The following is a 24,088-nucleotide window of genomic DNA, read 5'->3' as shown; positions in this document are numbered from 1 at the left end:
GGCCCGCACCCTGGGGTGCGGGCCTCGGCCGTCCGCCGTTCCGGGCGGCCGCGAGCAGCACGCTCCCCGGAAGCAGGGCCGGTACGCGAGCACGCTTGCTAGAGTCCGTGCCCATGTCGATCCCTGACGACCTGCTCCTCGATCTCGCCACCATGGTCGAGTCGGAACAGACCAATCAGATGTCCCTGACCGTCGTGGTCCACGGCGCCGTCATCACAGGCCGCCTCGCCCCCGAGAGCGTCTGGCGTCAGCGGGTGGCCGAGGTCCTGCGGGACTCCGACCAGCTGGGCCCGTTCGCCGAGATCTTCAGCTCTCCCGGACGGAGCGACAGACAGCAGGACGGGGCACCCTCACACCTGCATTTCCACGTCGCACGCATCCTCCAGGGAACCCTGGGCATCCCCGAGACCGGCGGAATGTACCGGATCGCGGTCAAGGACGTGAGCGCCTGGACCGTCGGGGACTTCAGCTACTCCGACAAATAGCCCCACCCGCTTCGGACCGGCCCACGCCCGCGCTCGGCACAGGCCGGCCCCCGCCATTCACCCCGCGGGGGCCGCCCTCGAAGAATCGCCCGCGCCGAAACGGCCGTATTTCGCCCTGCGGAGGGCCGTGCCGTCGCGGCCACCCGCGGTTCCTCATCGGCTCCCGCCCTTTCGGCCCGTCCGGCACCCGCGCACAATGACATGGCCGGGCCGCCGGGCAGCGCCGCACAATGTGGCCATGCGGATCTCGATGCTGGGGGCCCTGGACGTACGGGGCGAGGACGGAAGCGGCGTCGGAGTCGGGGGGACACGACTGCGGGCCCTGCTGATTCTGCTGGCGCTCGAACCGGGGCGCGTGGTCGGCTCCGAGCTGCTGATCGACGGAATCTGGCAGGACGAACCACCGGCCGGCGCCACCAATGCCCTGCAGGCACTGGTGTCACGGCTGCGGCGGGCCCTGCCCGGCGTGGACGTGGAATCGCACCCGGCCGGGTACCGCCTCGCCGTCGGGCCCGACGCGGTGGACGTGGTCCGCTTCGAACGGCTCGCCTCGGCGGGCCGCAGGGCACTGGCCGGGGATCCCGGCACCGCGGCACGGCTGCTGCGCGAGGCCCTGGAGCTGTGGCGCGGCCCGGCCCTGCTGGACGTCGCCGCCTCCCCGTTCTTCCGGGCGCCCGTGACCCGGCTGTCGGAGCTGCGGATGACGGTCCTGGAGGACCGGATCGAGGCGGACCTACGGGTGGGACGCGGCCGGGAGCTGACCGGCGAGCTGACCTCCCTCGTCGCCGAACATCCCCTGCGGGAAAGGCTGGTCGGGGCGCTGATGCGGGCGCTCGTCGCGGCCGGCCGGCCCGCCGAGGCGCTCACCGTCTACGGGAACGCGCGCGAGGCCCTCGCCGAGGAGCTCGGGACGGACCCGTCGCCCGAACTGTCCGCACTGCACACCGCCGTCCTGCGCGGGGAGGTCGAGGTCCCCGCCGGGCCACCGCCCGCCGCGGCCCCGGCACCCGCCGCGCGCCCCGCGCCCGCCCCGGAGCCGCCGGTCCGCGGGGCGTCGCCTGCGACCAACCTGCGGGCCCCACTGGCAAGTTTCGTCGGCCGGGACGAGGACCTCGACCAAGTCGGCGCCCTGCTCGGCACGTTCCGGCTCACCACGCTCATCGGACCCGGCGGCGCCGGAAAGACCCGGCTGGCCCTGCAGAGCGCCCGCCCCCTGCTCGCCCGCTTCCCCGACGGCGTCTGGCTGGTGGAGCTCGCACCGCTGGGCGCGCAGGGCGACGTACCGTCGGCGGTCCTGAACGCGCTGGCCCTGCGGGACCAGGCGCCCCCGGCGGGCGACCCGCTGGACCGGCTCGCCGCGGCCCTGCGCACCCGCACCGCCCTGCTGGTCCTGGACAACTGCGAGCACCTGATCGGGGCGGCCGCCGCGACGGCCGACCGGCTGCTCGGCGAATGCCCGGGGCTGCGCATCCTGGCGACCAGCCGCGAGCCGCTCGGCCTCACCGGTGAGGCCCTGTGGACGGTGCGTCCGCTGGCCCTGCCGCCACCGGACGCGGACGCGGCGCAGGCCATGTCGTACGCGTCGGTCCGGCTGCTGAACGACCGGGCCTCGGCGGCCCGTTCCGGCTTCTGCGTCACCGAGGAGACCGTCCCTGCCGTCACGCGGATCTGCCGGGCGCTGGACGGAATGCCGCTGGCCATCGAACTGGCGGCGGCCCGGCTGCGCACGATGAGCGCCGAGCAGCTCGCGACCCGGCTCGACGACCGCTTCCGGCTGCTGACGGGCGGCGCGCGGACGGCCCCGCTCCAGCACCGGACGCTGCGGGCCGTGGTCGACTGGAGCTGGGAACTCCTGACGGAGGCCGAGCGGGCGCTGCTGCGGCGGCTCGCCGCCTTCCCCGGCGGCGCCACGGTGGAGGCGGCCGAGGAGGTCTGCGCGGGCGGCCCGGTCGAGGCGTACGACGTGCTCGACCTGATCACCTCGCTGGCCGACAAGTCCCTGCTGGTGACGGCGGGCGACGGGCGCTACCGGATGCTGGAGACGATCCGGGCGTACGGCCTGGAGAAGCTCGACGGGGCCGGTGAGCGGGAGACCGTCCGCCGGGCGCACGCCGCGTACTTCACCGCACTGGCCCGCGCCGCGGACCCGTACCTGCGGCGGGCGGAGCAGCGGGAGTGGCTCGGGCGGATCGGCGCGGAGCACGACAACCTGGCCGCGGCGCTGCGCGGCGCGATGGCGGCGGGCGACGCGCGGGCGGCCGTACGGCTGGTGGCGGCGGCCGGGTGGTACTGGTGGCTCGGCGGGCACAAGGCGGAGGGCGCCGAACTGGCCGCGCAGGCCCTGGCGTTGCCCGTGCCGGACGGCGCGGAGCCGGACGGGGCGGAGCCGGACGGCGCGCAGCCCGGCGACACCGGGCCCGGCGACTCGGAGTCCGACGACGAGGCCCGCGCCGTGGCCTGCGCGCTCGCCGTGCTGTTCGCGACGGCCGGACTCGGTGACGACCGGCGGACGGAGGAGTTGCTCCGGCAGGGGGTGCTGCTCGCAGGGCGTACGGGGAGCCGGCATCCGGTGGTCCGTTTCCTGGAGCCGCTGGAGCGGCTGCTGCGCAGCGCCGGGGAGGGCGGGGCGGCCCCGGCGGACGCGTGGGCGGGACTGCTGGCCGACGAGGACCCCTGGGTGCGGGCGCAGGCCCGGCTGGAGGAGGCCAAGACCCTGCTCGGAGCGGGCGGTCCGCCGGCGCGGGCGGAGGCCTCGATCGAGGCGGCCCTGGCCGATTTCCGCGGGCTCGGGGAGCGCTGGGGGATCTCCTTCGCGCTGACGCTGCTGGCCGACCTGGTGGCCCGGCGCGGCGACCACCGCGCGGCGATCGGCCACTACGAGGAGGCCGTCGCGGTGATCGGCGAGCTGGGCGTGGTCGAGGACCGGCTGTACGCATGGGTCCGGCAGGCGCAGCTGTACGGGCTCGCCGGGGACCCGGCCGGCAGCGCGGCCGCCATGGAGCGGGCGGAGCGGCACGCGGTGGCGGCGGGCTGGCCCGAGGCGCTGGCCATGATGGCGCACGGCAAGGCCGACCTGGCGCGCTGGAGCGGCGAGCCGGCGCTGGCCCGGGCCGAACTGGCACGGGCCCGGGAGGCGGTGCGCGAGGTCGCCGTGCACCCGGTGTTCGAGGTGGTGGTCCTGGACTCCCTCGGACATCTGGACGCGGCGGACGGCGAGTTGGCCGCGGCCCGCGCCCACCGCACCGAGGCGCTCGAACTGGCCGCGGCCGCCGGGCACGCGCCGACCCTCGCCCAGGTGCTGGTCGGTGTCGCGGATCAGGCGGTACGGCTGGAGCGGCCGCAGGAGGCGGCCCGGCTGCTGGGCGCGGCCGTGGCTGTGCGGGGCGGACCGGACCACTCGCGCGCCGACGCGGCCCGGGTGGAGGGCGCGGCGCGCGCCGCGCTCGGCGAGGCGTACGAGGAGTACTTCACCGAGGCGGCTCGCGCCGGGGACGGCGTCGTGGGGCCGGCGGCCGTGCGGGAACTCGCGCGGGTCACGCTGGGCGGCTGAGCTCCGGCGCCGCCCGCTCGGCGAGGAAGCGCTGCTGGTCGGCGAGCAGGCCCGGCGGGAAGAGGGAGCGCGGGGCGAACACCGCCGTCAGGGTCAGCCGCCAGGAGGAGCGCTCGACGGGGGTGCGCAGCAGGGCGTGGGTCGCTCCGGGATAGCGGCGGACCGTGAGCGTGCCGGGCGCGAGCACGCTCCGGTACACGGCCTCGGTCTCGGCGCCGTCCACGTTCAGGTCGTCGGCGCCCTGGATCAGCAGCACCGGAACGGGCGGCATCGCCCGCAGGTCCCCGGTGGCGTCCGCGGTGTGGTTCCGGCTGATGAACGTCCAGCGCTCCGGGGTGAGTTCCGGGTCCGCGCCCGGACTCGCGCGGTACTCCTCGTACGTCGCCCCGCGCCGCAGCAGCGCCAGGGTGGCCTCCCGGGTGCGCAGGGCGGCCGCCGTGCGGTCGGCGTCGGCCCCGGCCGCCCGCAGCTCGGCCCGGGTGTTGTACTCGCCCTGGCGCACCCAGTTCACGGCGGTGCCGACCGCGATGACGAAGCGCACCCCGGGGGCGGGGGCCCGCGCCACCACCTTGGGCATGACCCATCCGGCCTGGCTGGCGCCCCACAGGCCGATGCGGGCGGGGTCGATGTCGGGCCGGGTGCGGGCCGCCCAGGCGATGGCGTCTGTGGTCTCGCGCGCCCGGTCGTCCATGGTCTGGCCGAGCCAGTCGGCGGGCTTGTCGAGGGAGAGCGAGGCGTATCCGGCGCGGGCGAAGGCCTCCCAGTAGGGGCGGTAGAAGCCGTCGTGGGTGGCGTCGGCCTCGCCGTCGCCGTGCACGAGGACGACGAGCGGGAAGGGGCCGGGGCCCTTGCCGGTGGGCGTGGCCAGCACGCCGGGGAGGTCGTGGCCGGCGGCGGGGACGGTGACGCGCTCCTCGTGGAGGCCGTAGTCGTGCTGCCACAGGACGACCCCGGTGAGGAGGAGGGCGGTGGTGAGGGTCAGCAGGAGGCCGGTCAGGAGTGCCCGGCGCGTACGGCGGACTCCGCCGGACGTGCCGGAGCCGGGCGTGCCGGGCGTGCGGGTGTCGGTCATCTGCGGCTCCGGATTCTTCACGCGGTCAGAATTCGCTCATGTTGGAAACGATCGTATCGCCGATGAACGTATTACGCTTGTGCGTATGACGACGGAGAGCGTGGAGATCCGACGCGGGCTGCCCGAGGGGGCCGCCGAGCGGGTCGCCGAGCTGTACTGGGAGGCCTTCGCTGGGAAGCTGGGCCTCGCCCTCGGCCCCGCGGAGGCCGGGCGGCGGTTCATCGCCGGGCACCTGCACGCGGACCGGGCGGTGACCGCGCTGTCCGGCGGCGCGGGCGGCCCGGTGGTGGGCGTGGCGGGCTACCAGCTGGCCGGGCGCGGCCTGGTCGGCGGCGACGCGGCCGCGGTCAGGGCGCAGTACGGGCCCGTCCGGGGCCTGTACCGGGTGTTCCTGCTGGCCCTGCTGGAGCGCACCCCGGCCCGCGGCGAGCTGGTCATGGACGGCATCGCCGTGGACCCCGCCGAGCGCAGCCGCGGCATCGGCGGACTGCTGCTGCGGGAGATCGAGGCGATCGCGGTGGAGCAGGGGTGCCGGCGGATCCGGCTGGACGTGATCGCGGAGAACCCGCGGGCGCGGGCCCTGTACGAACGGCACGGGTTCCGGGCGGTACGGGTGCAGCGCACGCCCTGGCTGCGGGACGTGCTGGGATTCGGTGGTGTGACGACGATGCACAAGGAGGTGGCGGGGCGGTGAGCGGGATCCCCACGCGGATGGTCGTGCACGCGCTGGTCCGGGAGGACGGGACGGTCGCGGGCGGCGAGCTGTACGAGGTCGCGGGGCTGCTCGGGATGACCGACCAGCAGGTGCGGCTGTGCGTGAAGCGGCTGGTGGACGAGGGCCGGTTCACGGTGGAGGGGCGCGGCCGGCGCTCCCTCCTGCGCCTGGCGGGGACGCAGGCGGCGCCCGGGACCGGGCTGCCGCTCGTACCGGAGGTGGAGTTCGTCCGGCACGCCTACCGGCAGGACCGGGGGCTGGAGCCGTGGGACGGGCTCTGGCACGCCTTCGCCTTCGCGGTACCGGAATCCGCGCGGGCCTCGCGGGACGCCCTGCGGGACGCGCTGACCGGGCTGGGCGCGGCTCCGGTCCAGGGCGGGCTGTACGTCACGCCGAACGCCGTCGGACCCTACGTACGGGCGCGGGCGGCGGAGCTGGGCCTGTCGGAGGCGCTGAGCTGCCTGAGCACCCGGGACCTGACCGTCGGCGGCGTCTCGGATCCGCGGGCCCTGGCGGAGCGGCTGTGGCCGCTGCCGGAGATCGCGGCGCGCTACGAGGAGCTGCGCGCGCTCGCCGAGCGGTCGGCCCGGCCCGCCGGGCTCCCGCCCTCCCGGTCCGCTCCCGCCCGGTCCGCTCCCGCCCGGTCCGCTCCCGACGGCGCGGTCGACGGCGCGGTCGAGGGGCTGGCGCAGGCCGTGGCCCTGGCCGCGGCCTTCTCCGCCGCGATGCTCCCCGACCCGCTGCTCCCGCCGGAACTGCTGCCGCAGCCGTGGCCCGGCGCGACGGCCCGGGCGGCGGCGTCCGACGCCTGGGCCCGGCTGGAGGCCGCCGCTCCGGCCCCCGGGCCCCGGCTGTTCCGGCTCTACGGCGAGGCGCTGGCCTGACCTCGTCCCGGGCGCCCCGGGGAGGGGCGCCCGGGGCGGGCAGCGCCGGGTCCACATCGTGGACAACTACGCTCGTTTCATGAACGCAGAAGCCGACGCCCTCGCCACCGTGAAAGACGCTGACCGGAAGCACGTCTTCCACTCCTGGTCGGCGCAGGAGCTCATCGACCCGCTCGCCGTGGCCGGCGCCGAGGGGTCGTACTTCTGGGACTACGAGGGCAACCGCTACCTCGACTTCTCCAGCGCCCTCGTCTACACGAACATCGGCTACCAGCACCCGAAGGTCACCGCGGCCATCCAGGAGCAGGCGGCCAGGCTGTGCACCGTCGCGCCCGGCTTCGCCGTCGACGTGCGCTCCGAGGCGGCCCGGCTGATCGCCGAGCGCACCCCCGGCGACCTCGACAAGATCTTCTTCACCAATGCCGGGGCCGAGGCCGTGGAGAACGCCGTCCGCATGGCCCGCCTGCACACCGGCCGGCCCAAGGTGCTGTCCGCGTACCGCTCCTACCACGGCGCCACCTCCACCGCGATCAACCTGACCGGCGACGCCCGCCGTTTCGGCAACGACTCCGCGACCGCCGGTGTCGTGCACTTCTGGGGACCGTTCGCCTACCGCTCGCCCTTCTACGCGACCACTGCGGCCGAGGAGTGCGAGCGGGCCCTGCGGCACCTGGAGGACACGATCGTCTTCGAGGGCCCGCAGTCCATCGCCGCGATCATCCTGGAGACCGTGGGCGGTGCCCCGGGCGTGCTCGTGCACCCGGACGGCTACCTGGCCGGGGTGCGCGCGCTCTGCGACCGCTTCGGCATCGTCTTCGTCCTCGACGAGATCATGGTCGGCTTCGGGCGCACCGGTAAGTGGTTCGCCTCCGAGCACTGGGACGTCACCCCCGACCTGATCTGCTTCGCCAAGGGCGTGACCAGCGGCTACCTCCCCCTCGGCGGCGTCGCCATCTCGACCGCCATCGCCGAGACCTTCGCCCGCCGGCCCTACCCGGGCGGCCTGACGTACTCCGGGCACGTGCTGGCCTGCGCGGCCGCCGTCGCGACGATCAACGTCATGGAGGAGGAGGGCATCGTCGAGCAGTCCGCCCGCACCGGCACCGAGCTCCTCGGCCCCGGCCTGCGCGCACTCGCCGAACGGCACCCGTCGGTCGGGGAGGTCCGCGGGCTCGGCACCTTCTGGGCCCTGGAACTCGTACGCAGCAAGGAGACCCGCGAGCCGCTGGTCCCGTACAACGCCTCCGGGGCGCAGAACGCCCCGATGGCCGAGTTCGGGGCCGCGTGCAAGAAGGGCGGGCTCTGGCCCCTGATCGCCGGGAACCGCATCCACATCGCGCCGCCCTGCAACATCTCGCCGCAGGACGTGGCCAAGGGCCTGCGGATCCTCGACGAGGCCCTCTCAGTGGCGGATGCACACACCGCCTGACCTGCTGATCTGTGGGGTCGCCCAAGGCGTGGGTGCTGGTGTTCGGAGGATTTGTACGGGGATTAACGACCCGTACACATGCTGCAATCCGTGCAGGCCGCAAGACACACATCAGGCCAAGCACCTACGAACCGGGATGCACGTCAGGCCCGGGGCGGTCCCTCGGCGAGGGACCGAACGGCGGGGAGCGGGACGTCCTTGATTCGGGCGGGCGCTGGACGCCGGGCGTACGGGATCCAGACGACCGGACTCCGTGTTCCCGAGTACCCGAAGGAAGACAGCATGAGCAAGCACGTCCTGGCCCAGAACCAGTACGGCAAGGCCGAGAACCGCATCGTGAAGGTCACCCGCAAGGGCGGCGACGGTTCCTGGCACGAGATCCGCGACCTCAACGTCTCGGTCGCTCTCCGCGGCGAATTCCGCGATGTCCACCTCACCGGCAACAACGCCAACTGCCTGCCGACCGACACCACCAAGAACACGGTGTACGCCTTCGGCAAGGAGCACGGCATCGAATCCCCCGAAGCCTTCGGCATCCTGCTCGCCAAGCACTTCGTCTCCTCGCAGGCGCCGATCCGCGAGGCCCAGATCCGCATCGAGGAGTACGTATGGGACCGCATCCCGGTCCCCACGCGCAAGGAGCAGCACTCCTTCGTCCGCAAGGGCCAGGAGGTGCGCACCGCGCAGATCACCTACAGCGAGACGACCGGCCTGCAGGTCATCTCGGGCCTGAAGGACCTGACGGTGATGAACTCGACGAACTCCGAGTTCCACGGCTACATCAAGGACAAGTACACGACCCTGCAGGAGGCGTACGACCGCATCCTGGCGACCAAGGTCACCGCGCGCTGGGCGCACTCGGCGCTGGCCGCCGACGACGCCGGCCACGACTGGGACCAGGCGTACAAGAAGGTCCGCAAGAACATGCTGGAGGCCTTCGCGGAGACGTACTCGTACTCGCTGCAGCAGACGCTGAACCAGATGGCCGAGCGCGTGCTCGACAACTGCCCCAGGGTCAACGAGGTGCGCCTGAACCTCCCCAACAAGCACCACTTCCTCGTCGACCTGGAGCCGTTCGGCCTCAAGAACGACAACGAGGTCTACTTCGCGGCGGACCGGATGTACGGCCTGATCGAAGGCACAGTCCACCGCGACGGGGTGCAGCCGGTGATCGCGACGTCCGACTGGATCGTCGCGTAGCGCGCCTGCGCCTCCGAGCGCCGGTACGGCCCGGACCGCGTCGCGGGATCCGGGCCGTACCGCTGTCCGGGACCCCGGCTCCCACGCCCGGCCCCCACGTCCGTCACCCCGCGTCCGTCACCTGCTCGTCCTGCGGCTGCTCGTCCTGCGGCTGTCCCACCAGCAGGTTCCAGCGCCCGGCCCGCCCGGTGAGGGTGGTCACCGACTCCGGCCGCACGTCGAGCCGCCAGAAGGCGGCCGCGGGCAGCTCCAGGGCGTGGACCACGGCCGCCCGTACGACGGCCTGCTCGACCACCATCCGGTGGGTGCCCCCGGGCAGCGCCGCCAGCTCCGCGCCGACGCGGGCGATCAGCGCGTCCACGGACTCCCCGCCCGGCGGGGCGTACGCCGGGTCCGACAGCCAGGCGTGCACCGCCGCCGGATCGCGGCCCGCGACCTCGTCCAGGGTGCGCCCCGCCCACGCGCCCGTGGCCAGTCCGCGCAGCCCCTCGTGGCCGGGGCACGGGCGCGCGTGACCGAAGCGTCCCTGACGGGCGGCTGCGTCCAGAGGGAAGCTGACGAGTCGGACTCGCACCAACGGGGTCTTCATAAGGGGAGCGTAAGCGCGGTACGGTCGCAAATGACACAATTGAATGGCGACGGTACGACGGAAGTACCGGTGAGAATCCGGCACGGTCGCGCCACTGTGAAACCTCCCGGAGGGGGAGGCAAGTCAGACCCGTCACCGTCGTCGCGAGCACCACTGACCGGGACGCGTGTTCCCTCTGGAGGTTCTGCCATGGCCCACTCCGCCGTGCCCACGACGAACGCACCCGCCATTGCCCCGATTTCGCTCTCCGCGCTGGCCCCCTGGGCCGTGTTCGTCGGCATCCTCATGCTCGTCCTGCTGTACTTCGTCGGCGCCGAGCAGGGCGCCACCGCGGTCTTCGAAGGGGAGACCATCCACGAGTGGCTGCACGACGGCCGCCACCTGCTCGGATTCCCCTGCCACTGATTCCCCTGCCACCGACCGACGTCTCGCAAGGGAACAGCACATGACTTCCACGTCGCCGGGTGGGGTCTCCCCCCGCGCCCTGCTCCTCCGCGGCATGCTCGCCGGCCTGCTGGCCGGGGTGGCCGCGTTCCTCGTCGCCTACCTCCTCGGTGAGTCCAAGGTGGATGCGGCGATCGCCATCGAAGAAGCCGCAGCGGCCGGACACGACCACGGCGAGGAGGCCCCGGTCAGCCGGGCCCTCCAGGCCACGGCCGGTCTCGGCACCGGCGTCCTGCTCTACGCGGTCGCGCTCGGCGGCATCGCCGCGCTCGTCTACTGCTTCGCCCTGGGCCGTATCGGCCGCTTCGGCCCGCGGGCCACGGCCGCGCTGGTCACCGCGGGCCTGTACGTCACCGTGACCCTGGTGCCGTTCTTCAAGTACCCCGCCAATCCCCCCGCCGTGGGCGATCCCGAGACCGCCGCCCGGCGGACCGCCCTCTACCTCCTGATGATCGCCCTGAGCATGCTGCTGGCGGCCGGCGCGCTGATCCTCGGGCGACGGCTCGCGCCGAAGCTCGGCAACTGGAACGCGTCGGTCGTCGCCGGCGCGGCCTTCGTCCTCGTCATCGGCATCTCGTACGCCCTGCTGCCCGGCATCAACGAGGTCCCGGCGGACTTCCCGGCCGCGCTGATCTGGGAGTTCCGCCTCGCGTCCCTGGCCATCCAGACCGCACTGTGGACGACTTTCGGCCTGGCCTTCGGTTATCTAGCCGAACGAGCCCTTGTATCCGCCTCCACACCCAAGGAGGCTGTGCAGCCGACGAGTTGAGCACGAGGGGGCCGGTAGTACATGGCGACGCCGATCAGGGAATGGCGGGGCTGGACGGGCGCGGCCCCGTTCTGGCTGAACTCGTTCCTGCTGCTCCTGGCCCCCTGCTGCGCCATCACGCTGTTCGGCCAGATCGGCATCATCGCCGCCCTGGCCGCCCTGGGCGGCCTGGTCCGCCACCTCTGGTCGGGCGACTACGGCCACCCGGCCATGCACCTGGCCGCCGCACTGATGGGGGCGGGCACGGCGGCCGTCGTCCTGTGACCGCCCGGGCCCGGGGCCGGAACCGGGCCCGTCGGCCGGATCCGCTCAGTGCCGGTGCGGGCCGGTGGCGGGGAGGCTGCCGGTGGCCGCCGGCGTGCCCGGCTCGACGACCGCGAACCGGCCCATCATTCCCCGGTCCTCGTGGTGGAGCAGATGGCAGTGGTACATGTCGGGGTGTCCGGATCCGCGGGGCCGTCGAAGCGCATCGCGATGCGGAACGTCGATCCGGACGGGACGAAGACGGCGTCCTTCGGGCCGCGCAGATGCGGGGGCGGGGCCTGCCCGTTGACGTCGAGGACGCGGAACTGCACGTCGCGGACGTGGAAGTTGTGCGGCATCCCGTCGCGGTTGCGCAGGGTCCAGGTCTCGGCCGTGCCGCGGGTGACCGTCTCGTCCACCCTGGCCATGTCCATCCTCCGGTCGTTGATCCCCGAGAGCCTGAGCTCGAAGAACCGGCTGCGTGCCGGGTCCTGCCCGGTGGGCAGCGTCGACGCGGCCGACTGGGCGACCGTCCACTCGGGCGTCCAGCTGCCGCCCGCCGGGACCATCCGGTGCGGGCCGCCGTCCATCTTCGCGGGCAGGTGCATGCCGTGCCAGTGGACGGCCTGGGGAGACCGGAGCCTCACCCGTTCGGGCGTACGGTCACCATCCCCGGCAGCGGGCGGGTGGACCCGCCGCGAACTGCGAAGACTCCCCGATCGGGCGACGACACGCCCGTGACGCCATGTCAGTCCACCGTGTTGCACGGGGTACCGACGGGCAGAGGAGGTGTCCACTGCTCACATGACCCGGCCGTACGAGCCGGACAGGAGGGAATGCCATGCCCCGCGCCAAGTGGGTCGTCGCTTCGCTGACGGTGGTTCTGTTGTCCACCGGTATCGCGGCGTTGCAACGGAGCGAGGGTGCCAGGTCCGCCGCCGTCACCACCGATGACGCGCTGCCCTCCAGGGCGTTGGGACTGTCCGGCCACCGCCGTCTCGTGCGGGAGCTGGAACAGTCCGGTGAGCACGTGCCGGGCCGGGGGGCCCGGCCCCCGAGGGCCGTCCCCGGGCCGCTGCGGACCGTCTCGGGCCCCCTCCGGGCCGCACGGCCCCTGCGGTTGCGCATCCCGAGCCTGGGCGTGGACGTTCCGCTGACCGGCGATCACGACCGGGTCGCCTGGGACACCGGCGGTCCGGCGCCGGGTGCGGCCGGGACCGCCGTGGTCACCGGAGAGGGCCTTCGCCTGGGCGAGTTGCGGCGGGGCCGGACCATCGAGATTCCCCGCGCGGACAGCCGTACGGCCGTGTTCACCGTCGTACGGGTCTCTCCGGGCGCGGTCTCCGGCCACCACGGCCCGCCCGACCGCGCCCAACTGCGGCTGGTCGGCGGCGAGACCGCCGTACTGGCCCGGCTGACCGGTCAGCGCCGCACCCGGTAGGAGGGTCTTCGTCCCCCGGTCGGGGGCTTCTTGAGGTCCACCCGGGAGTCGTTCGGCGTGGCGGGGCACATCCCTCGCATGAGCGGGAGGCACCACGCGCGTTCGGCACTGACCAGGGCACTGACCGTGGCCTGCGTCGTGCTGCTGTGCGTCTTCGGCGCCGGTCCGGCCGGCGCCGAAGCCGCCGAGTTCCGCCCCGCCTCCGGTGCGCCCGCGGTGCCGGGCGTCCCCGCCGAGTCCCCCGAACCCGGCGAGGGCCAGTCCGATCCGGCCCCGGACCCCGAGGCACGGGCGGCCGTACGGACGATCACGCGCGGGCTGCCCGGCGTACGGCGGACACCGCTCGCGGTGTTTCACGTGAAACAGGCGGATGCCCCGCCCTGCGGGCCTGCCGCGGAGGCGGCCGAACCGGTCCTGTCCCGGCGGACGGTGCGGAGTGTGGTCCTGCGCTGCTGAGCGGACCGAGGTTCCGACGCAGCCCCCACACCCCCTGAACACCGTGAGGTTCCGCCATGCCCATCGACCCGTACGCCGCACTGAACGCCATGCTTCGCGCCGAGGTCACCCGGTTCACCCCGCCGGTCCGCCGGACGGAGCCGGCAGCGTCACCGAAGACCACGGCCACGGCCGTCGAGGCCGAGAGCGAACCGCAGCAGACCGCCCCCGCGGATTCGGCCGCGTAGGAACCGGGCACGGACATGCCGGGAGCGCCGGGGGTACCGGCGCTCCTGTCCGTCCCGGCCGTGCGACCGGCTCAGTCCTCGTGCGTGTAGTAGCGGTAGAAGGCCGCCAGGCCGACGCCCGCGGCGACGGCGAGGCCCACCACCACGGCCTTGAGGATCGACTGGCCGGTGAGGCTGTGCAGGTAGCCCGCCGCGATGCCGCCGAAGGCTCCGTAGGCGGCGGCGTGGACCTCGCGCATCATCCGGGGCCCGACCCTGGCCAGGCCGAACATGATCCCTGCGAAGATCACGCCGCACAGGATCCCGTAGAAGACGTTGGCCGCGGTCACCGGACCCGCCTGGCGCTCGATGAAAGCGGCCCAGAATCCGTAGACGAGTCCGAGGAGCACGGGCCCCACGAACGCGCTCTTGTGCAGGTGGGTCTTGCTCGCCGTCTGCCTGCGCTGCCGCCCGAAGGCGGTGGGTGCCGCATGTGCCATGACGGGCTCCTCTCTCCCATCATCCAGGGCACACCCGCACACCCCGCCCGGCAAGTGGATCAGTGGTCAGGGGGTGCGCACGGCCACGGCGTCGATCTCGAAGAGCATGCCGGGCAGGGCCAGCGCGGCGACGCCGATCAGGGTCTGGGCGGGGAGTTCGGTGCCCCAGGTGGCGTGCAGCTGCTTGAGCAAGATCTCCAGCTTCCGCTGGTCGTGGGCGACGATGTAGGTGCCGATGCGGACGACGTCGCCGGGGCCGAGGCCGACGGCCCCGAGGGCGGTGCGGAGGTTGGCGAAGGCCCGCTCGACCTGGTCGGCGAAGTCCTCGGAGACGACGTGGCCGCTCTCGTCGGAGCCGTACTGGCCGGCTATGAAGACCTGCTCGCCAGGTGCGGAGACGATGTGGCTGTAGCCGTAGCCGGTCGGGGTGTGGAGTCCTGCCGGGTTGATGATGCTGCGCGTCATGCCGAGCTCCCTGTTTCCGATTCCGATGCCGTGCATGTGATGCGGTGCGCCGGGCGCCGCGGCTACTGCGCCGCGAGCCAGGCGCGCAGCCGCTCGGGGGCCCCGGGGGCCTGCCGTTCGGCCTGCTGCCGGATCTCGTCGAGGTTCTGGTCCGCGAGCGCCCTGCGCCAGGCGAGTTCGGCCCGGGTCATGGCGTGCGCGATGGCGCACTCGGCGCCGTACGACGCCGGGGCGCCGGCGCCGGGACCCTGCTGCCGGATCTCCGCGCACCGGAAGGCCTCCTCGGGCCCCTCGACGGCCGCGACCACGTCCATGAGCGAGATGGCGTCGAGCGGGCGGGCCAGCCGGAAGCCGCCCCGGGGACCGGGCGTGGAGGTGACGATGCCCGCCCGGGCCAGCGCCTGGAGCTGCTTGTTGAGGTAGGCCGCGGGCAGGTCGTGCCACGCGGCGAGGCGCGCCGCCGACACGGCCCGGTCCGGCCCGCTCCAGGCCAGGTTGACGCAGCTGTGCAGCGCCCACTCGACGCCCTCGCTCATCTTCATATCCTGGATATTAAATGTCCAGGATTATCGGCGCAAGGATGCCACGCCGTCCGACGGCCCACCACCCACCCGCAGCAACACAGCTCGCGCCCGGCCCCGCACCCGGTTTCCCTGGTGACGTGCGCACCATCCTGTCGACGGTACTCATCGTGCTCGTGGCCCTCCTGGTGCCCGCGAGCGCCGTCGCGTACTGGGCCGACCGCGAGCTGGGCAACGCCGACCGGTACACCGCCGCCATGTCCCCCCTCTCCGAGAACCCGAAGGTGCAGGAGGTCGTCGTCACCCAGGTCACGAGGGCCCTTGCCGGGCAGATCGACGCGGGCCCCTTCCAGATCGGTGTGGACACCCTGCTCGGCGAGGCCCTGCGCTCCTTCGCCGGGACCGACGCCTACCGGACCGCCTGGGACGCGGCCAACCGCGCCGCCCACGCCGCCTTCCTCAACGCGCTCACCACCGGCCACGGCGACGCCCTCACCATCGACCTCGCACCCGTGATCGCCCAGGTCAGGGGCGACCTCGTCGCCGACGACGTGCCCTTCGCCGACCGCATCCCGGTGACCCACCTGACCGTGAAGGTCATGGAGTACGACAACCTCGGCGCTCTGCGGAAGGGCTTCCACATGCTCGAAGTGGCCGGCGTCTGGCTCCCGGTACTGACCCTGGTCCTGGCCGCGGCGGCCATCGCCGTCGCCGTCCACCGGAGGCGGGCCGTCATGGCCACCGGAGTGGGACTGGCGGTCGGGGCGGGACTGCTGTGGCTCGCGGTGGAAGTGTGCCGCCGGCTCACCCTGGACGATCTGCCCGCCGACATCGACCGGCCCGCCGCCGGGGCGGTGTACGACGCCCTCACCGCTTACCTGCGCACCACCGTCTGGGTGGTGCTGGCGATCGGAGTCGCGGCCGTACTCGCCGGATGGGTGACGGGCCGACTACGCCGCACCCCATAAGCTCGGAAGGTACCAACACACGCAGAACGACGCAGAAGATCCCAGAAGAACCGATTCGCGAGCGTCGGCACGGAAGCGGGCATGAGCACCGAACGCACCGAACACATATCGCGGCGACTCCGGCACCGTCCGCTGGCTCCGCCCTCGTGGCTGCTCAACGGGCTGAAGCCCAGCACCGCACCGATCCCCTGGGCCGCCGTGGCCCGGGCCTCGGTCGCCATGTCCGTCCCGCTCGCCGTCGGGTTCGCCCTGGACGAGCCCGAGTACGGGGCGCTCGCCTCCATGGGCGCCCTCGCCGGAGTCATCGGCGACACCGCCGACGCCTACCGGATGCGGGTCCTGAACATCGCCGTACCGCAGCTCTTCGGTGCCATCGGCGTGGCCCTGGGAACCCTGGTCTACGGGCACGGCTGGCTGGCCGTGGGAGCGCTCACCCTGATCGCCCTCGTCTCCGGGATGATCTCCTCCATCGGCACGATCGCCTCCGTGTCCGGACTGCTGCTCCTGCTCAACGCGGTGATCGGCGCGGGACTGCCGCTGCCCGAGCCCTGGTGGACGGCGCCGCTCCTGCTGACCGCCGGCGGACTGTTCGTCCTCGTGCTGAGCCTGCTGGGCTGGCCGCTGCGCGGCCGGCAGCCGGAACGCACCGCCGTGGCCGACACCTACCGGGCGCTGGCCGCGGCCCTGGAGGCCGCCGGTGAACCGGGTGCCCTCTACGACGAACGCCGCCAGCAGGTCACCCAGGCGATCAACCACGCCTACGACCTGGTGCTCGGCCGCCGGGCGCTCGTGCACGGACGCAGCCCCTCGCTGGTGCGCCTGCTGGCCCAGCTCAACGTGGTGATCCCGCTGGTGGAGGCCGCGCCCGCCGCGCACCTGCGCGGCCGGCCGCTGCCGCCCGAAATCCCGGCGGCCGTACGGGAGCTGGCCGACGCCATCGAGGAGGGCCGCACCGGAACCCCGGTACTGGACCTGCCCCCGGCGCACACCCCGGCCGAACGGGCCGTCGACGCGGCCCTGCGCCATGCCGCGAAGATCGTGCACGTCGCCGAACCGGACCTGCACAACGTGGACGACCGCCTCGGCCGCCCCGCCGCACTGCGCGTGCGCGCCCGGCGGGCGGTACACGACATGGTGCTCTCCCGGGCCTCCTGGCGGTACGGGCTCCGGCTCGCGCTCTGCATCGGGATCGCGCAGTCCCTCGTATCGGTGATCGAGGTCGAGCGGTCCTACTGGATCGCGCTGACCGTCACCTTCGTCCTCAAGCCCGACTTCGGCTCGGTGTTCTCCCGTGCCGTACTGCGCGCCCTGGGCACCGCGGGCGGGCTGGTCATCGCGGCCGCCGTGCTCGCCGAGGTGCCGCGCGGCTGGTGGGACGTCCCGGTGATGGTGGTGCTCGCCGGGCTGATCCCCGCCTTCTCCGTCAAGGGGTACGCCTTCCAGACCGCCGCGATCACCCCGGTGATCCTGCTCCTCTCGGACCTGCTCAACCACCAGGGCTTCGACCTGATCCGCCCCCGGCTGCTGGACAGCCTGATCGGCTGCGCCATCACCCTCGTCTTCGGATACCTGCTGTGGCCCGAGAGCTGGCACACCCGGATCGGGGACCGGCTCGCCGACACCGTGGACGACGCGGCCCGCTACGTGGAACGCGCCTTCGCCCCCGTTTCGGACGAGGCCGCGCTCGCGGCGGCGCGGACCGCCCGCCTCCAGGCCCGGCGCCGCATCTACCGGGACCTGTCGGGTGTGCGCAGCGAGTTCCAGCGGGCCCTGACCGAGCCGCCGCCGACCGGAGCGCGGGCCGCCGCCTGGTGGCCCCTGGTGGTCGCCGTCGAGCGGATCGTGGACGCGACCACCGCCGCCCGGGTCCGGGTCAACCACGGCGCGGCCCCGCCCCCCGCCGACGACGTGGAGTCGATCGCCCGGCAGCTCCACGACCTGGCCCACCGGGTGCGCACCAGCACCGTCCCGGTGAGGGTCGACGCGGAGCCCGAGGGCGAGCCGGGGAGCGTCCTGGCCCCCGTCCACCAGGAGATCGCTGCGGCCCTGGCCATCGCCCGGCCGGAATCCTGACCCGCCGCCCCCGCACGGGGGCGGCGTCCCCCGAATGGGTCGTCTCCCGGGCCGGGCGGCGTCGCACGGGGCAGCATCGGAGCATGCACCGCGTCCCGGCCGTGATGGTCCTCGCCGTACTCCTGGCGGGGTGCGCCGATGTGGAGGGACTGCAGAACGAGGGCGACCTCGGCACGGTGCACGCCCCGAAGAGCCTGTGGAAGGACATCCGCCCCGAACCGCCCGCCCAGGACCAGAAGCCGGGCACGGCCGCCGTGGTCCCCGGGCTCCCCGAGGTGACCGACCTGAGCATGCGCGGGGTGGACGCCCTGTCCGTCGTACGCGCCGACATCACCTCCGCCGCCGAACAGGACGGCGGGACCGGCCGGCTCGTCGACCCGCGCGCCGTCCAGCGGCTCGCGCTCTGCACACAGGCTGTGGACGGCGGCCCCGACTGCCCGGTGCGCCCCGCGGTCCTGCACGACCTGACGGGCAACGGCCGGGAGGAGCTCATCACCGCCCTGGACATCGACGGCAGGCTCAGCGAACTGCGCGTCTACACCGTTCAGGACGACGGGCGCATCGCCCGGATCCTGTCCCGGCGCGCGGTGCTGGAGGGCGTGGAAGTCGCCGCCGAGCACCTGGCGGTCCGCGAGCCCACGACGAACCCCGGCTACGTGGCCGTCTCCGACTACGTGTGGGACCCGAAGGCCGGGATCATGAACCTGTCCCAGCTCACCCTCGACGACTGCCCCGGTCTCACCGAGACCCCGCCGAACGGGAACGGGTCCCGGTGCACGCGCTGAGCAGCCTGCGCTGGAAGATCGCCCTGACCACCACGATGGTGTGCTGCATGGTCGCCGCCGCGCTGGGAATCCTCGTGCACAACGTGGTCGCCCGGCAGATCGTCGGGGAGGTCCGCAAGGCCGCGGACTCCGAGCTGGAGCACGCCCTGGGCCACTACGAGTACGGCACCGCGCACGGCGACGTGAACATCGTCTTCGATCCGCCCGACCTCCCCCGGCCCCTGCGCGACCTCGTCGCGCGCGGGCTCACCGGCAGCATGGTCGGCGAGCAGCAGGGCAAGCCCGTCATGTGGGCGGCCGCACCCGCCGACGACAAGGCCCTCGCGGTCTGGCTCCCGTTCGGGAGCACCCGCGACCGGCTGCGGGACATCGACACGGCGATCCTCGCCTCCGCGGCCCTCGCGGCCGGGGTGGTGGCGCTCGCCGGCCTCTTCCTCGCCAACCGGATCAGCCGGCGGCTCACGGCCACGGCCGCCGTGGCCCGCCGGATCAGCGCCGGGGACCTGGACGCCCGGGTGAACTTCCCGCGCGGCTCACGGGACGAGGTACGGGACGTGGCGCACGCGCTGGACTCGATGGCGTCCTCGCTCCAGGGCCGGCTGGAGGCGGAGAAGCGCTTCACGGCGGATGTCGCGCACGAGCTGCGCACCCCGCTCACCGGCTCGCTCGCCGCCGCGGCGCTGCTGCCCGAGGGCCGCCCCAAGGAAATGATCAACAACCGGCTGAAGGCCCTGCACCTGCTGACCGAGGACCTGCTGGAGATCTCCCGGCTGGACTCGGGCGTCGAGCGGGCCGACCTCGCCCTGGTGGAGCTCGGCCGGGCGGTGGAACGGGCGGTCGCCGGGGTCGCCGCCGGGAGCGGACCGACCGCTTCGGTACGGGTGTTGCGGGACGCGGTGGTGCTCACCGACCGGCGCCGGCTCGACCGGATCCTGGCCAACCTGCTGGTCAACGCGGACAGACACGGCCGGCCTCCGTTCGAGGTGACCGTGGAGGGCCCGGTGGTGGTGGTCCGCGACCACGGGCCCGGCTACCCGCCCGAGCTGATCGAGCAGGGCCCGCAGAGGTTCCGTACCGGAGATCCGGGCCGCGGGCGCGGCCACGGCCTGGGGCTCACGATCGTGATGGGGCAGGCGGCGGTGCTGGAGATCACGGTGAGCTTCACCAACGCGCCCGACGGGGGCGCGGTGACCACGCTCCGGCTCCCCGTCGGCAGGCTGGCGGAGGGGAATTGACCGGATTGGACACCCGACGACCCTCAAGACCCCCAAGACCCCCAAGGGGCATGTTTCACGTGAAACATGCCCCTTGGGCCAACTGGCCGGGTCAGACGCCGATGTTGCGACCGTCCTTGCGCCACACGGAGACGACCGCGGGCCGGACGATCTTGCCGGGGCCGTCGGGCCACACCGACTGCGGCTTCTCGACGGACGCGCCGTCGATCTCGCCCGGGTGCTGGACCGCGACCAGGACGCGCTTGTCCTGGATGAGCGGACCGCAGGTCTCGGCGCCGCGCGGAACGGTCAGGAACTGCTTCAGCTCACCGCGGCGCTCACCAGCCGTCGCCACACCGAACAGGCCGTCGTGGGAGCCGAGCTGGTTGCCGTCCGTGGAGATCCACAGGTTGCCGTGCGGGTCGAAGGCCACGTTGTCCGGGCAGGAGATCGGGCTGACCTTGTCCTTCGGGAAGCCCGCGAAGTAGGTCGCCGGGTCGTTCGGGTCACCGGCGACCAGGAAGAGCCGCCAGGCGAAACCGTCGCCCGCCGGGTCGTCGAAGTTCTCGGCGAGCTCCAGGATCTGGCCGTGCTTGTTCAGGTTGCGCGGGTTGGCCTCGGTGGCGCCCTCCTTGCCGGGCTTGCCGCGGTCGGTGTTGTTCGTCAGCGCGATGTAGACGCGGCCGGTGCGCGGGGAGGGCTCGACGTCCTCGGGGCGGTCCATCTTGGTGGCGCCCACCTTGTCGGCGGCCTGGCGCGTGAAGACGTACACCTCCTCGGCGGTCATGCCCTCGACGTGCGAGACGTTGCCGGTGGCCAGCTTGATCCACACGCCGGAGCCGTCGAACTCCCCGTCGGAGGGGACCTTGCCGGTGCCGTCGAGCTCGGCGGCCGGGGAGTCGCCGGTCAGCTTGGCGACGTAGAGGGTGCCCTCGTCGAGGAGCGTGAGGTTGTGCTCCTTCGCGGCGCGCGAATTGCCCTTCTTCATCCGCTTCGACGAGACGAACTTGTAGAAGTAGTCGAAGCGCTCGTCGTCGCCCATGTAGACGACCGGACGGCCGTCCTCGGTCAGCCGGGGCTGCGCGGCCTCGTGCTTGAAGCGGCCGAGCGCGGTGCGCTTGCGCGGCACCGAGTTCGGGTCGTACGGGTCCAGCTCGACGACCCAGCCGAAGCGGTGCGACTCGTTGGGCTCCTGCGCCACGTCGAAGCGCTTGTCGAAGCGCTCCCACTTGCGCTCGGTGGCGCCGCTGGTCACGCCGTAGCGCTTCAGGCGGGCGGCCTGGGTGGGGTCGGTGACCTGGCCGGCGTTGGCGAAGTACTGGTTGAAGTTCTCCTCGCCGTGGAGGGTGGTGCCCCACGGGGTGGTGCCACCGGCGCAGTTGTTGAGCGTGCCGAGCACCTTGGTGCCGGTGGGGTCGACGGAGGTCTTCAGCAGGCCGCTGCCCGCGGCGGGGCCGGTCAGCCGGAACTCGCTGGTGGCCGTCAGACGGCGGTTGAGCTGGTGGCGGCTGACCGCGGTCAGCTTGCCGCTGCGGTGGTCCTCCTGGACGGCGACCACGGACAGACCGTGCGCGGCCCAGGCGATCTCGACCTGCTCACGGGTCGGATTGGCCGGGTCGTACGCCTTGAACATGAGGTTCTCGTCCGTGTACTCGTGGTTCGCCACGAGCAGCTGCTGGCGCTCGTAGTCGCCGCCGAGCGGGAGGAGGCTCAGGAAGTCGTTGTTGTAGCCGAACTGACCGGCCTGCGCGGCGGCCGTCTGCTTGTCGGCGTTGAAGCCCGGGGCACCCTTGATGATCGGGTCGCCCCAGCGGATCACCACGTTCTGGTCGTGGCCCTCGGGGACGGTGACCTTGTCGTCGGTGTTCGGCGCGACGGCCTTGAAGCGCAGACCACGGGCGGCCTCGCCGCCCTTGCCCGCGCCGGCCGCGGCGGCATCGGCGGACGGGGTCGCGTTGGCGCTCTGCCCCGGGCCGCCGAGCACCACGGCGGAACCAGCGGCGGTGGCGACCGTCACGACGGCGGCGGAACGCAGCATCGCGCGGCGGGAGTAGGCACGGGCTATGACGTCGCCGGCGTACTCGTTGTCGCTTGTGTTCGGCACCTCGTGGAAGCAGGCGTCGCCACAGCGGTAACGACAGGTGAGAGCGGACCGGCCGCTCCCATGCGGGTTGCCGATGAACGGCAGAAGCTTGCGCACGAGTGTCCTCCGAGTAGCTGCGTGGGCGCCGACAACCTGTCGGTACGATCCAGCCGCGACGCTAGGCCCGGGTTGCGCCGAAGCGGCGGCGCGGGGATGAACGCTCGGTGAACCCGGCACGTCGGAGCGGCAGTTCACGGAGCGTGTGCGGGTGTGTGGGAGCCGGACGCCACGAAAGGCGCCCCTGCCGAAGATCCAGCCGGGCGGCCGATAACCTTACGTGTCCACTCTGGGCAGGGATCATCCGCGCAGCACGGACAAATGACGCACGCACACATGCGAAAGGCCTGGCCCATGGGTATTCGGAGCTTGTTGCGCAAGGTATTCGGACGGTCCGCGGAATCCGTTCCGGAAACTACGGACACCCCTTCGGCCGCTGTCCCCAACCAGGCGGAACGGACCCCTCTGGACGTCGCCGCCGAACTGGTGGCGGCGTCCTTCGACAACCCCACGGTTCCGCCGCAGTCCGCCCCGCGCGACCGCGAGCCCGGCACCGTCCTGACGGCCCCTGCGCAGGCGACGGACCCCACGGTCCCGGAAGCCCGCCGTGCGCCTGCGGCGAAGCCCACCGGTGAAACCCCCGCGCCCCCGGCGGAACCGGCTCCCGCCGAAGGCGCCACTGCGGAGCCCGCCGCCGAGGCGGACACCGCCGTTGCCGTACCGGCCCAGGCCGAAGGCCAGGACACCACCACGCCGGAAGCCGAACCGGCTCCCGCCGAGGCCACCGTCGCCGAGCCGGCCCAGACCGACGCGCCGCAGGCGCAGGAGGCTCCCGCTACGGAGCAGCCCGAGGCCGAGGCCCCCATCGCGGACACGGCCGTGGCCGTACCGGCCCAGGCCGAAGGCCAGGACACCACCACGCCGGAGGCCGAACCGGCTCCCGCCGAGGCGGAGGCACCGCAGGCACAGGACGCCCCCGCTGCGGAGCAGCCCGTCGAGGCCACCGTCGCCGAGGCGAACGCCGCCGTGGCCGAGCCGGCCCAGGCCGACGCGCCGCAGGCGCAGGACGCTCCCACTGCGGAGCAGGCGGAGGCCGACACCGCCGAGGCGGACACGGCCGAGGCCGAGCCCGCTCAGGCCGACGCGCCGCAGGCGGAGATCGAGGCCCCCGCCGCCGAGGCCGAGCCGGTTGCCGCCGCTGCGGAGCAGGACGGGGCGGCCGAGGCGGACACGGCTCCCGCGCATGCGCTTGCCGCCGTGCGCCGCCGGGCCCCCGAGGTCGTCGGTGCGTACAAGGCCGCCGGGCAGGTGCTCCGTGGCAAGGACAAGGCCGGGGCGCGCGCCAAGGTGTACCTCGTGCTGGACCGGTCCGGGTCGATGCGCGGGTTCTACAAGGACGGCAGTGCCCAGCACCTCGCCGACCACGCCCTCGCGCTCGCCGCGCACCTCGACGACGCGGCGACCGTCCACACCGTCTTCTTCTCCACGGACGTGGACGGCACCGCCGACCTGGCCCTCGACGGCTACGACGCCGCCTGGGTCGAGGCCCGCCACGCCGAGCTCGGCCGGATGGGCCGCACCAGCTACCACGTGGCCGTCGAGGCCGTCGTCGAGCACTACCGCAAGGACGGCGGCGAGGGCCCGGCCCTGGTCGTCTTCCAGACCGACGGCGCCCCCGACAACCGTCAGCCCGCCCGGCAGGCACTGACCGACGCCGCCACCACGGCTCCGGGCATCCACTGGCAGTTCGTCGCCTTCGGCGACCACGACGCCAAGGCCTTCGACTTCCTGCGCAAGCTGGACGCCGAGAACGCCGGCTTCTTCCACGCCGGCCCCGCCCCGGCCGATCTGTCCTCCGCCGCCCTGATCAAGGGCATCCTGGACCGGTTCTAGTACGGCCGAAGCACCACGCACGAAGGCGGCGCCCCCCTCCGGCAAG

25 protein-coding genes are annotated in these 24,088 nt (G+C 73.4%); 17 read left to right on the top strand and 8 right to left on the bottom strand.

Annotation, left to right across the window (positions count from 1 at the left end; genetic code table 11):
* Positions 1 to 113: 113 nt before the first annotated feature.
* On the top strand, positions 114 to 485 hold the full coding sequence (locus tag ACWGE1_RS27740) for a hypothetical protein (protein ID WP_453423195.1): 372 nt from the start codon (positions 114 to 116) through the stop codon (positions 483 to 485).
* Between the two features lie 238 nt (positions 486 to 723).
* Entirely contained in the window at positions 724 to 4,035 is a 3,312-nt protein-coding gene (locus ACWGE1_RS27735) for a BTAD domain-containing putative transcriptional regulator (protein WP_453423194.1), read from the top strand.
* On the opposite strand, the gene ACWGE1_RS27730 is transcribed toward ACWGE1_RS27735, so the two are convergent.
* Entirely contained in the window at positions 4,019 to 5,128 is a 1,110-nt protein-coding gene (locus ACWGE1_RS27730; RefSeq protein ID WP_453423193.1) for an alpha/beta hydrolase family protein, read from the bottom strand. The two genes, ACWGE1_RS27735 and ACWGE1_RS27730, sit on opposite strands and share 17 nt — an antisense overlap.
* A gap of 64 nt (positions 5,129 to 5,192) precedes the next feature.
* Between ACWGE1_RS27730 and ACWGE1_RS27725 the strand changes: the two genes are divergently transcribed.
* The 4 genes from ACWGE1_RS27725 to pucL all read left to right on the top strand — a co-directional run bounded on the left by ACWGE1_RS27725 (position 5,193) and on the right by pucL (position 9,335).
* Positions 5,193 to 5,801: a GNAT family N-acetyltransferase gene (locus ACWGE1_RS27725; protein WP_453423192.1), complete on the top strand. Its 609-nt coding sequence runs from the start codon at positions 5,193 to 5,195 to the stop codon at positions 5,799 to 5,801.
* Between the two features lie 17 nt (positions 5,802 to 5,818).
* Positions 5,819 to 6,706 (top strand): PaaX family transcriptional regulator C-terminal domain-containing protein, encoded by an 888-nt coding sequence (locus ACWGE1_RS27720; RefSeq protein WP_453423197.1) that lies wholly within the window; start codon positions 5,819 to 5,821, stop codon positions 6,704 to 6,706.
* Positions 6,707 to 6,785: 79 nt separating this feature from the next.
* The gene (locus ACWGE1_RS27715; RefSeq protein WP_453423191.1) at positions 6,786 to 8,135 is read left to right on the top strand and encodes an aminotransferase class III-fold pyridoxal phosphate-dependent enzyme; all 1,350 of its coding nucleotides are present in this window, start codon (positions 6,786 to 6,788) and stop codon (positions 8,133 to 8,135) included.
* A 282-nt stretch (positions 8,136 to 8,417) separates the two neighbouring features.
* On the top strand, positions 8,418 to 9,335 hold the full coding sequence (pucL, locus tag ACWGE1_RS27710) for a factor-independent urate hydroxylase (RefSeq protein WP_453423190.1): 918 nt from the start codon (positions 8,418 to 8,420) through the stop codon (positions 9,333 to 9,335).
* A 103-nt stretch (positions 9,336 to 9,438) separates the two neighbouring features.
* Here pucL and ACWGE1_RS27705 read toward each other — a convergent pair whose 3' ends face one another.
* Positions 9,439 to 9,924 (bottom strand): histidine phosphatase family protein, encoded by a 486-nt coding sequence (locus ACWGE1_RS27705; protein ID WP_453423189.1) that lies wholly within the window; start codon positions 9,922 to 9,924, stop codon positions 9,439 to 9,441.
* 189 nt (positions 9,925 to 10,113) lie between these two features.
* On the opposite strand from ACWGE1_RS27705, the gene ACWGE1_RS27700 reads away from it, so the two are divergent.
* From ACWGE1_RS27700 to ACWGE1_RS27690, 3 genes are read left to right on the top strand one after another with little or no spacing between them, the layout of a single operon-like run.
* Entirely contained in the window at positions 10,114 to 10,329 is a 216-nt protein-coding gene (locus tag ACWGE1_RS27700; RefSeq protein ID WP_401609793.1) for a CbtB domain-containing protein, read from the top strand.
* A 40-nt stretch (positions 10,330 to 10,369) separates the two neighbouring features.
* The gene (locus ACWGE1_RS27695) at positions 10,370 to 11,137 is read left to right on the top strand and encodes a CbtA family protein (RefSeq protein ID WP_453423188.1); all 768 of its coding nucleotides are present in this window, start codon (positions 10,370 to 10,372) and stop codon (positions 11,135 to 11,137) included.
* Between the two features lie 21 nt (positions 11,138 to 11,158).
* Positions 11,159 to 11,401: a hypothetical protein gene (locus ACWGE1_RS27690; RefSeq protein WP_453423187.1), complete on the top strand. Its 243-nt coding sequence runs from the start codon at positions 11,159 to 11,161 to the stop codon at positions 11,399 to 11,401.
* Positions 11,402 to 11,446: 45 nt separating this feature from the next.
* On the opposite strand, the gene ACWGE1_RS27685 is transcribed toward ACWGE1_RS27690, so the two are convergent.
* Complete coding sequence (locus ACWGE1_RS27685) at positions 11,447 to 11,569, bottom strand: multicopper oxidase domain-containing protein (RefSeq protein WP_453423186.1); 123 nt, start codon at positions 11,567 to 11,569, stop codon at positions 11,447 to 11,449.
* A complete protein-coding gene (locus ACWGE1_RS27680) occupies positions 11,527 to 12,027 on the bottom strand; it encodes a multicopper oxidase domain-containing protein (RefSeq protein WP_453423185.1) in 501 nt (166 codons plus the stop codon). Before ACWGE1_RS27680 ends, ACWGE1_RS27685 begins: the two co-directional genes overlap by 43 nt.
* 194 nt (positions 12,028 to 12,221) lie before the next feature.
* Here ACWGE1_RS27680 and ACWGE1_RS27675 point away from each other — a divergent pair, with 194 nt between their 5' ends.
* The 3 genes from ACWGE1_RS27675 (at position 12,222) to ACWGE1_RS27665 (ending at position 13,504) form a co-directional block, all read left to right on the top strand.
* Positions 12,222 to 12,821 (top strand): hypothetical protein, encoded by a 600-nt coding sequence (locus tag ACWGE1_RS27675; protein WP_453423184.1) that lies wholly within the window; start codon positions 12,222 to 12,224, stop codon positions 12,819 to 12,821.
* A gap of 78 nt (positions 12,822 to 12,899) precedes the next feature.
* On the top strand, positions 12,900 to 13,277 hold the full coding sequence (locus ACWGE1_RS27670; protein WP_453423183.1) for a hypothetical protein: 378 nt from the start codon (positions 12,900 to 12,902) through the stop codon (positions 13,275 to 13,277).
* Between the two features lie 56 nt (positions 13,278 to 13,333).
* Positions 13,334 to 13,504: a hypothetical protein gene (locus ACWGE1_RS27665; protein WP_453423182.1), complete on the top strand. Its 171-nt coding sequence runs from the start codon at positions 13,334 to 13,336 to the stop codon at positions 13,502 to 13,504.
* 71 nt (positions 13,505 to 13,575) lie between these two features.
* Here the strand turns inward: ACWGE1_RS27665 and ACWGE1_RS27660 are convergent, their stop codons facing one another.
* From ACWGE1_RS27660 to ACWGE1_RS27650, 3 genes are all read right to left on the bottom strand, one after another.
* Positions 13,576 to 13,983, bottom strand: a complete 408-nt coding sequence (locus tag ACWGE1_RS27660; protein WP_453423181.1) for a hypothetical protein — start codon at positions 13,981 to 13,983, stop codon at positions 13,576 to 13,578.
* 66 nt (positions 13,984 to 14,049) lie between these two features.
* Positions 14,050 to 14,448 (bottom strand): RidA family protein, encoded by a 399-nt coding sequence (locus ACWGE1_RS27655; protein ID WP_453423180.1) that lies wholly within the window; start codon positions 14,446 to 14,448, stop codon positions 14,050 to 14,052.
* Positions 14,449 to 14,510: 62 nt separating this feature from the next.
* Positions 14,511 to 14,984, bottom strand: a complete 474-nt coding sequence (locus tag ACWGE1_RS27650) for an RrF2 family transcriptional regulator (RefSeq protein ID WP_453423179.1) — start codon at positions 14,982 to 14,984, stop codon at positions 14,511 to 14,513.
* 125 nt (positions 14,985 to 15,109) lie between these two features.
* Between ACWGE1_RS27650 and ACWGE1_RS27645 the strand changes: the two genes are divergently transcribed.
* The 4 genes from ACWGE1_RS27645 (at position 15,110) to ACWGE1_RS27630 (ending at position 20,030) form a co-directional block, all read left to right on the top strand.
* Positions 15,110 to 15,937, top strand: a complete 828-nt coding sequence (locus ACWGE1_RS27645; RefSeq protein WP_453423178.1) for a hypothetical protein — start codon at positions 15,110 to 15,112, stop codon at positions 15,935 to 15,937.
* 81 nt (positions 15,938 to 16,018) lie between these two features.
* Entirely contained in the window at positions 16,019 to 18,010 is a 1,992-nt protein-coding gene (locus tag ACWGE1_RS27640) for an FUSC family protein (RefSeq protein WP_453423177.1), read from the top strand.
* Positions 18,011 to 18,093: 83 nt separating this feature from the next.
* On the top strand, positions 18,094 to 18,795 hold the full coding sequence (locus ACWGE1_RS27635; RefSeq protein WP_453423176.1) for a hypothetical protein: 702 nt from the start codon (positions 18,094 to 18,096) through the stop codon (positions 18,793 to 18,795).
* A 35-nt stretch (positions 18,796 to 18,830) separates the two neighbouring features.
* On the top strand, positions 18,831 to 20,030 hold the full coding sequence (locus ACWGE1_RS27630) for a sensor histidine kinase (protein ID WP_453423196.1): 1,200 nt from the start codon (positions 18,831 to 18,833) through the stop codon (positions 20,028 to 20,030).
* 91 nt (positions 20,031 to 20,121) lie between these two features.
* Here the strand turns inward: ACWGE1_RS27630 and ACWGE1_RS27625 are convergent, their stop codons facing one another.
* The gene (locus ACWGE1_RS27625; RefSeq protein WP_453423175.1) at positions 20,122 to 22,209 is read right to left on the bottom strand and encodes a PhoX family protein; all 2,088 of its coding nucleotides are present in this window, start codon (positions 22,207 to 22,209) and stop codon (positions 20,122 to 20,124) included.
* A gap of 294 nt (positions 22,210 to 22,503) precedes the next feature.
* Here ACWGE1_RS27625 and ACWGE1_RS27620 point away from each other — a divergent pair, with 294 nt between their 5' ends.
* Positions 22,504 to 24,042: a VWA domain-containing protein gene (locus tag ACWGE1_RS27620; RefSeq protein ID WP_453423174.1), complete on the top strand. Its 1,539-nt coding sequence runs from the start codon at positions 22,504 to 22,506 to the stop codon at positions 24,040 to 24,042.
* Positions 24,043 to 24,088 lie beyond the last annotated feature (46 nt).

Source organism: Streptomyces sp. NPDC054932 (genome assembly GCF_053610205.1).
This window is presented reverse-complemented; position numbering and strand designations above follow the sequence as displayed.

What these genes read in the sequence shown, in the direction of transcription:
- ACWGE1_RS27640 (WP_453423177.1), top strand. Translation starts at nt 16,019, where the DNA reads ATGAGCACCGAACGCACCGAACACATATCGCGGCGACTCCGGCACCGT.
- ACWGE1_RS27620 (WP_453423174.1), top strand. Translation starts at nt 22,504, where the DNA reads ATGGGTATTCGGAGCTTGTTGCGCAAGGTATTCGGACGGTCCGCGGAA.
- pucL (WP_453423190.1), top strand. Translation starts at nt 8,418, where the DNA reads ATGAGCAAGCACGTCCTGGCCCAGAACCAGTACGGCAAGGCCGAGAAC.
- ACWGE1_RS27685 (WP_453423186.1), bottom strand. Translation starts at nt 11,569, where the DNA reads ATGTACCACTGCCATCTGCTCCACCACGAGGACCGGGGAATGATGGGC.
- ACWGE1_RS27675 (WP_453423184.1), top strand. Translation starts at nt 12,222, where the DNA reads ATGCCCCGCGCCAAGTGGGTCGTCGCTTCGCTGACGGTGGTTCTGTTG.
- ACWGE1_RS27725 (WP_453423192.1), top strand. Translation starts at nt 5,193, where the DNA reads ATGACGACGGAGAGCGTGGAGATCCGACGCGGGCTGCCCGAGGGGGCC.
- ACWGE1_RS27630 (WP_453423196.1), top strand. Translation starts at nt 18,831, where the DNA reads ATGGTGTGCTGCATGGTCGCCGCCGCGCTGGGAATCCTCGTGCACAAC.
- ACWGE1_RS27660 (WP_453423181.1), bottom strand. Translation starts at nt 13,983, where the DNA reads ATGGCACATGCGGCACCCACCGCCTTCGGGCGGCAGCGCAGGCAGACG.
- ACWGE1_RS27720 (WP_453423197.1), top strand. Translation starts at nt 5,819, where the DNA reads ATGGTCGTGCACGCGCTGGTCCGGGAGGACGGGACGGTCGCGGGCGGC.
- ACWGE1_RS27655 (WP_453423180.1), bottom strand. Translation starts at nt 14,448, where the DNA reads ATGACGCGCAGCATCATCAACCCGGCAGGACTCCACACCCCGACCGGC.
- ACWGE1_RS27695 (WP_453423188.1), top strand. Translation starts at nt 10,370, where the DNA reads ATGACTTCCACGTCGCCGGGTGGGGTCTCCCCCCGCGCCCTGCTCCTC.
- ACWGE1_RS27670 (WP_453423183.1), top strand. Translation starts at nt 12,900, where the DNA reads ATGAGCGGGAGGCACCACGCGCGTTCGGCACTGACCAGGGCACTGACC.
- ACWGE1_RS27635 (WP_453423176.1), top strand. Translation starts at nt 18,094, where the DNA reads ATGCACCGCGTCCCGGCCGTGATGGTCCTCGCCGTACTCCTGGCGGGG.
- ACWGE1_RS27650 (WP_453423179.1), bottom strand. Translation starts at nt 14,984, where the DNA reads ATGAGCGAGGGCGTCGAGTGGGCGCTGCACAGCTGCGTCAACCTGGCC.
- ACWGE1_RS27690 (WP_453423187.1), top strand. Translation starts at nt 11,159, where the DNA reads ATGGCGACGCCGATCAGGGAATGGCGGGGCTGGACGGGCGCGGCCCCG.
- ACWGE1_RS27700 (WP_401609793.1), top strand. Translation starts at nt 10,114, where the DNA reads ATGGCCCACTCCGCCGTGCCCACGACGAACGCACCCGCCATTGCCCCG.
- ACWGE1_RS27705 (WP_453423189.1), bottom strand. Translation starts at nt 9,924, where the DNA reads ATGAAGACCCCGTTGGTGCGAGTCCGACTCGTCAGCTTCCCTCTGGAC.
- ACWGE1_RS27715 (WP_453423191.1), top strand. Translation starts at nt 6,786, where the DNA reads ATGAACGCAGAAGCCGACGCCCTCGCCACCGTGAAAGACGCTGACCGG.
- ACWGE1_RS27665 (WP_453423182.1), top strand. Translation starts at nt 13,334, where the DNA reads ATGCCCATCGACCCGTACGCCGCACTGAACGCCATGCTTCGCGCCGAG.
- ACWGE1_RS27735 (WP_453423194.1), top strand. Translation starts at nt 724, where the DNA reads ATGCGGATCTCGATGCTGGGGGCCCTGGACGTACGGGGCGAGGACGGA.
- ACWGE1_RS27740 (WP_453423195.1), top strand. Translation starts at nt 114, where the DNA reads ATGTCGATCCCTGACGACCTGCTCCTCGATCTCGCCACCATGGTCGAG.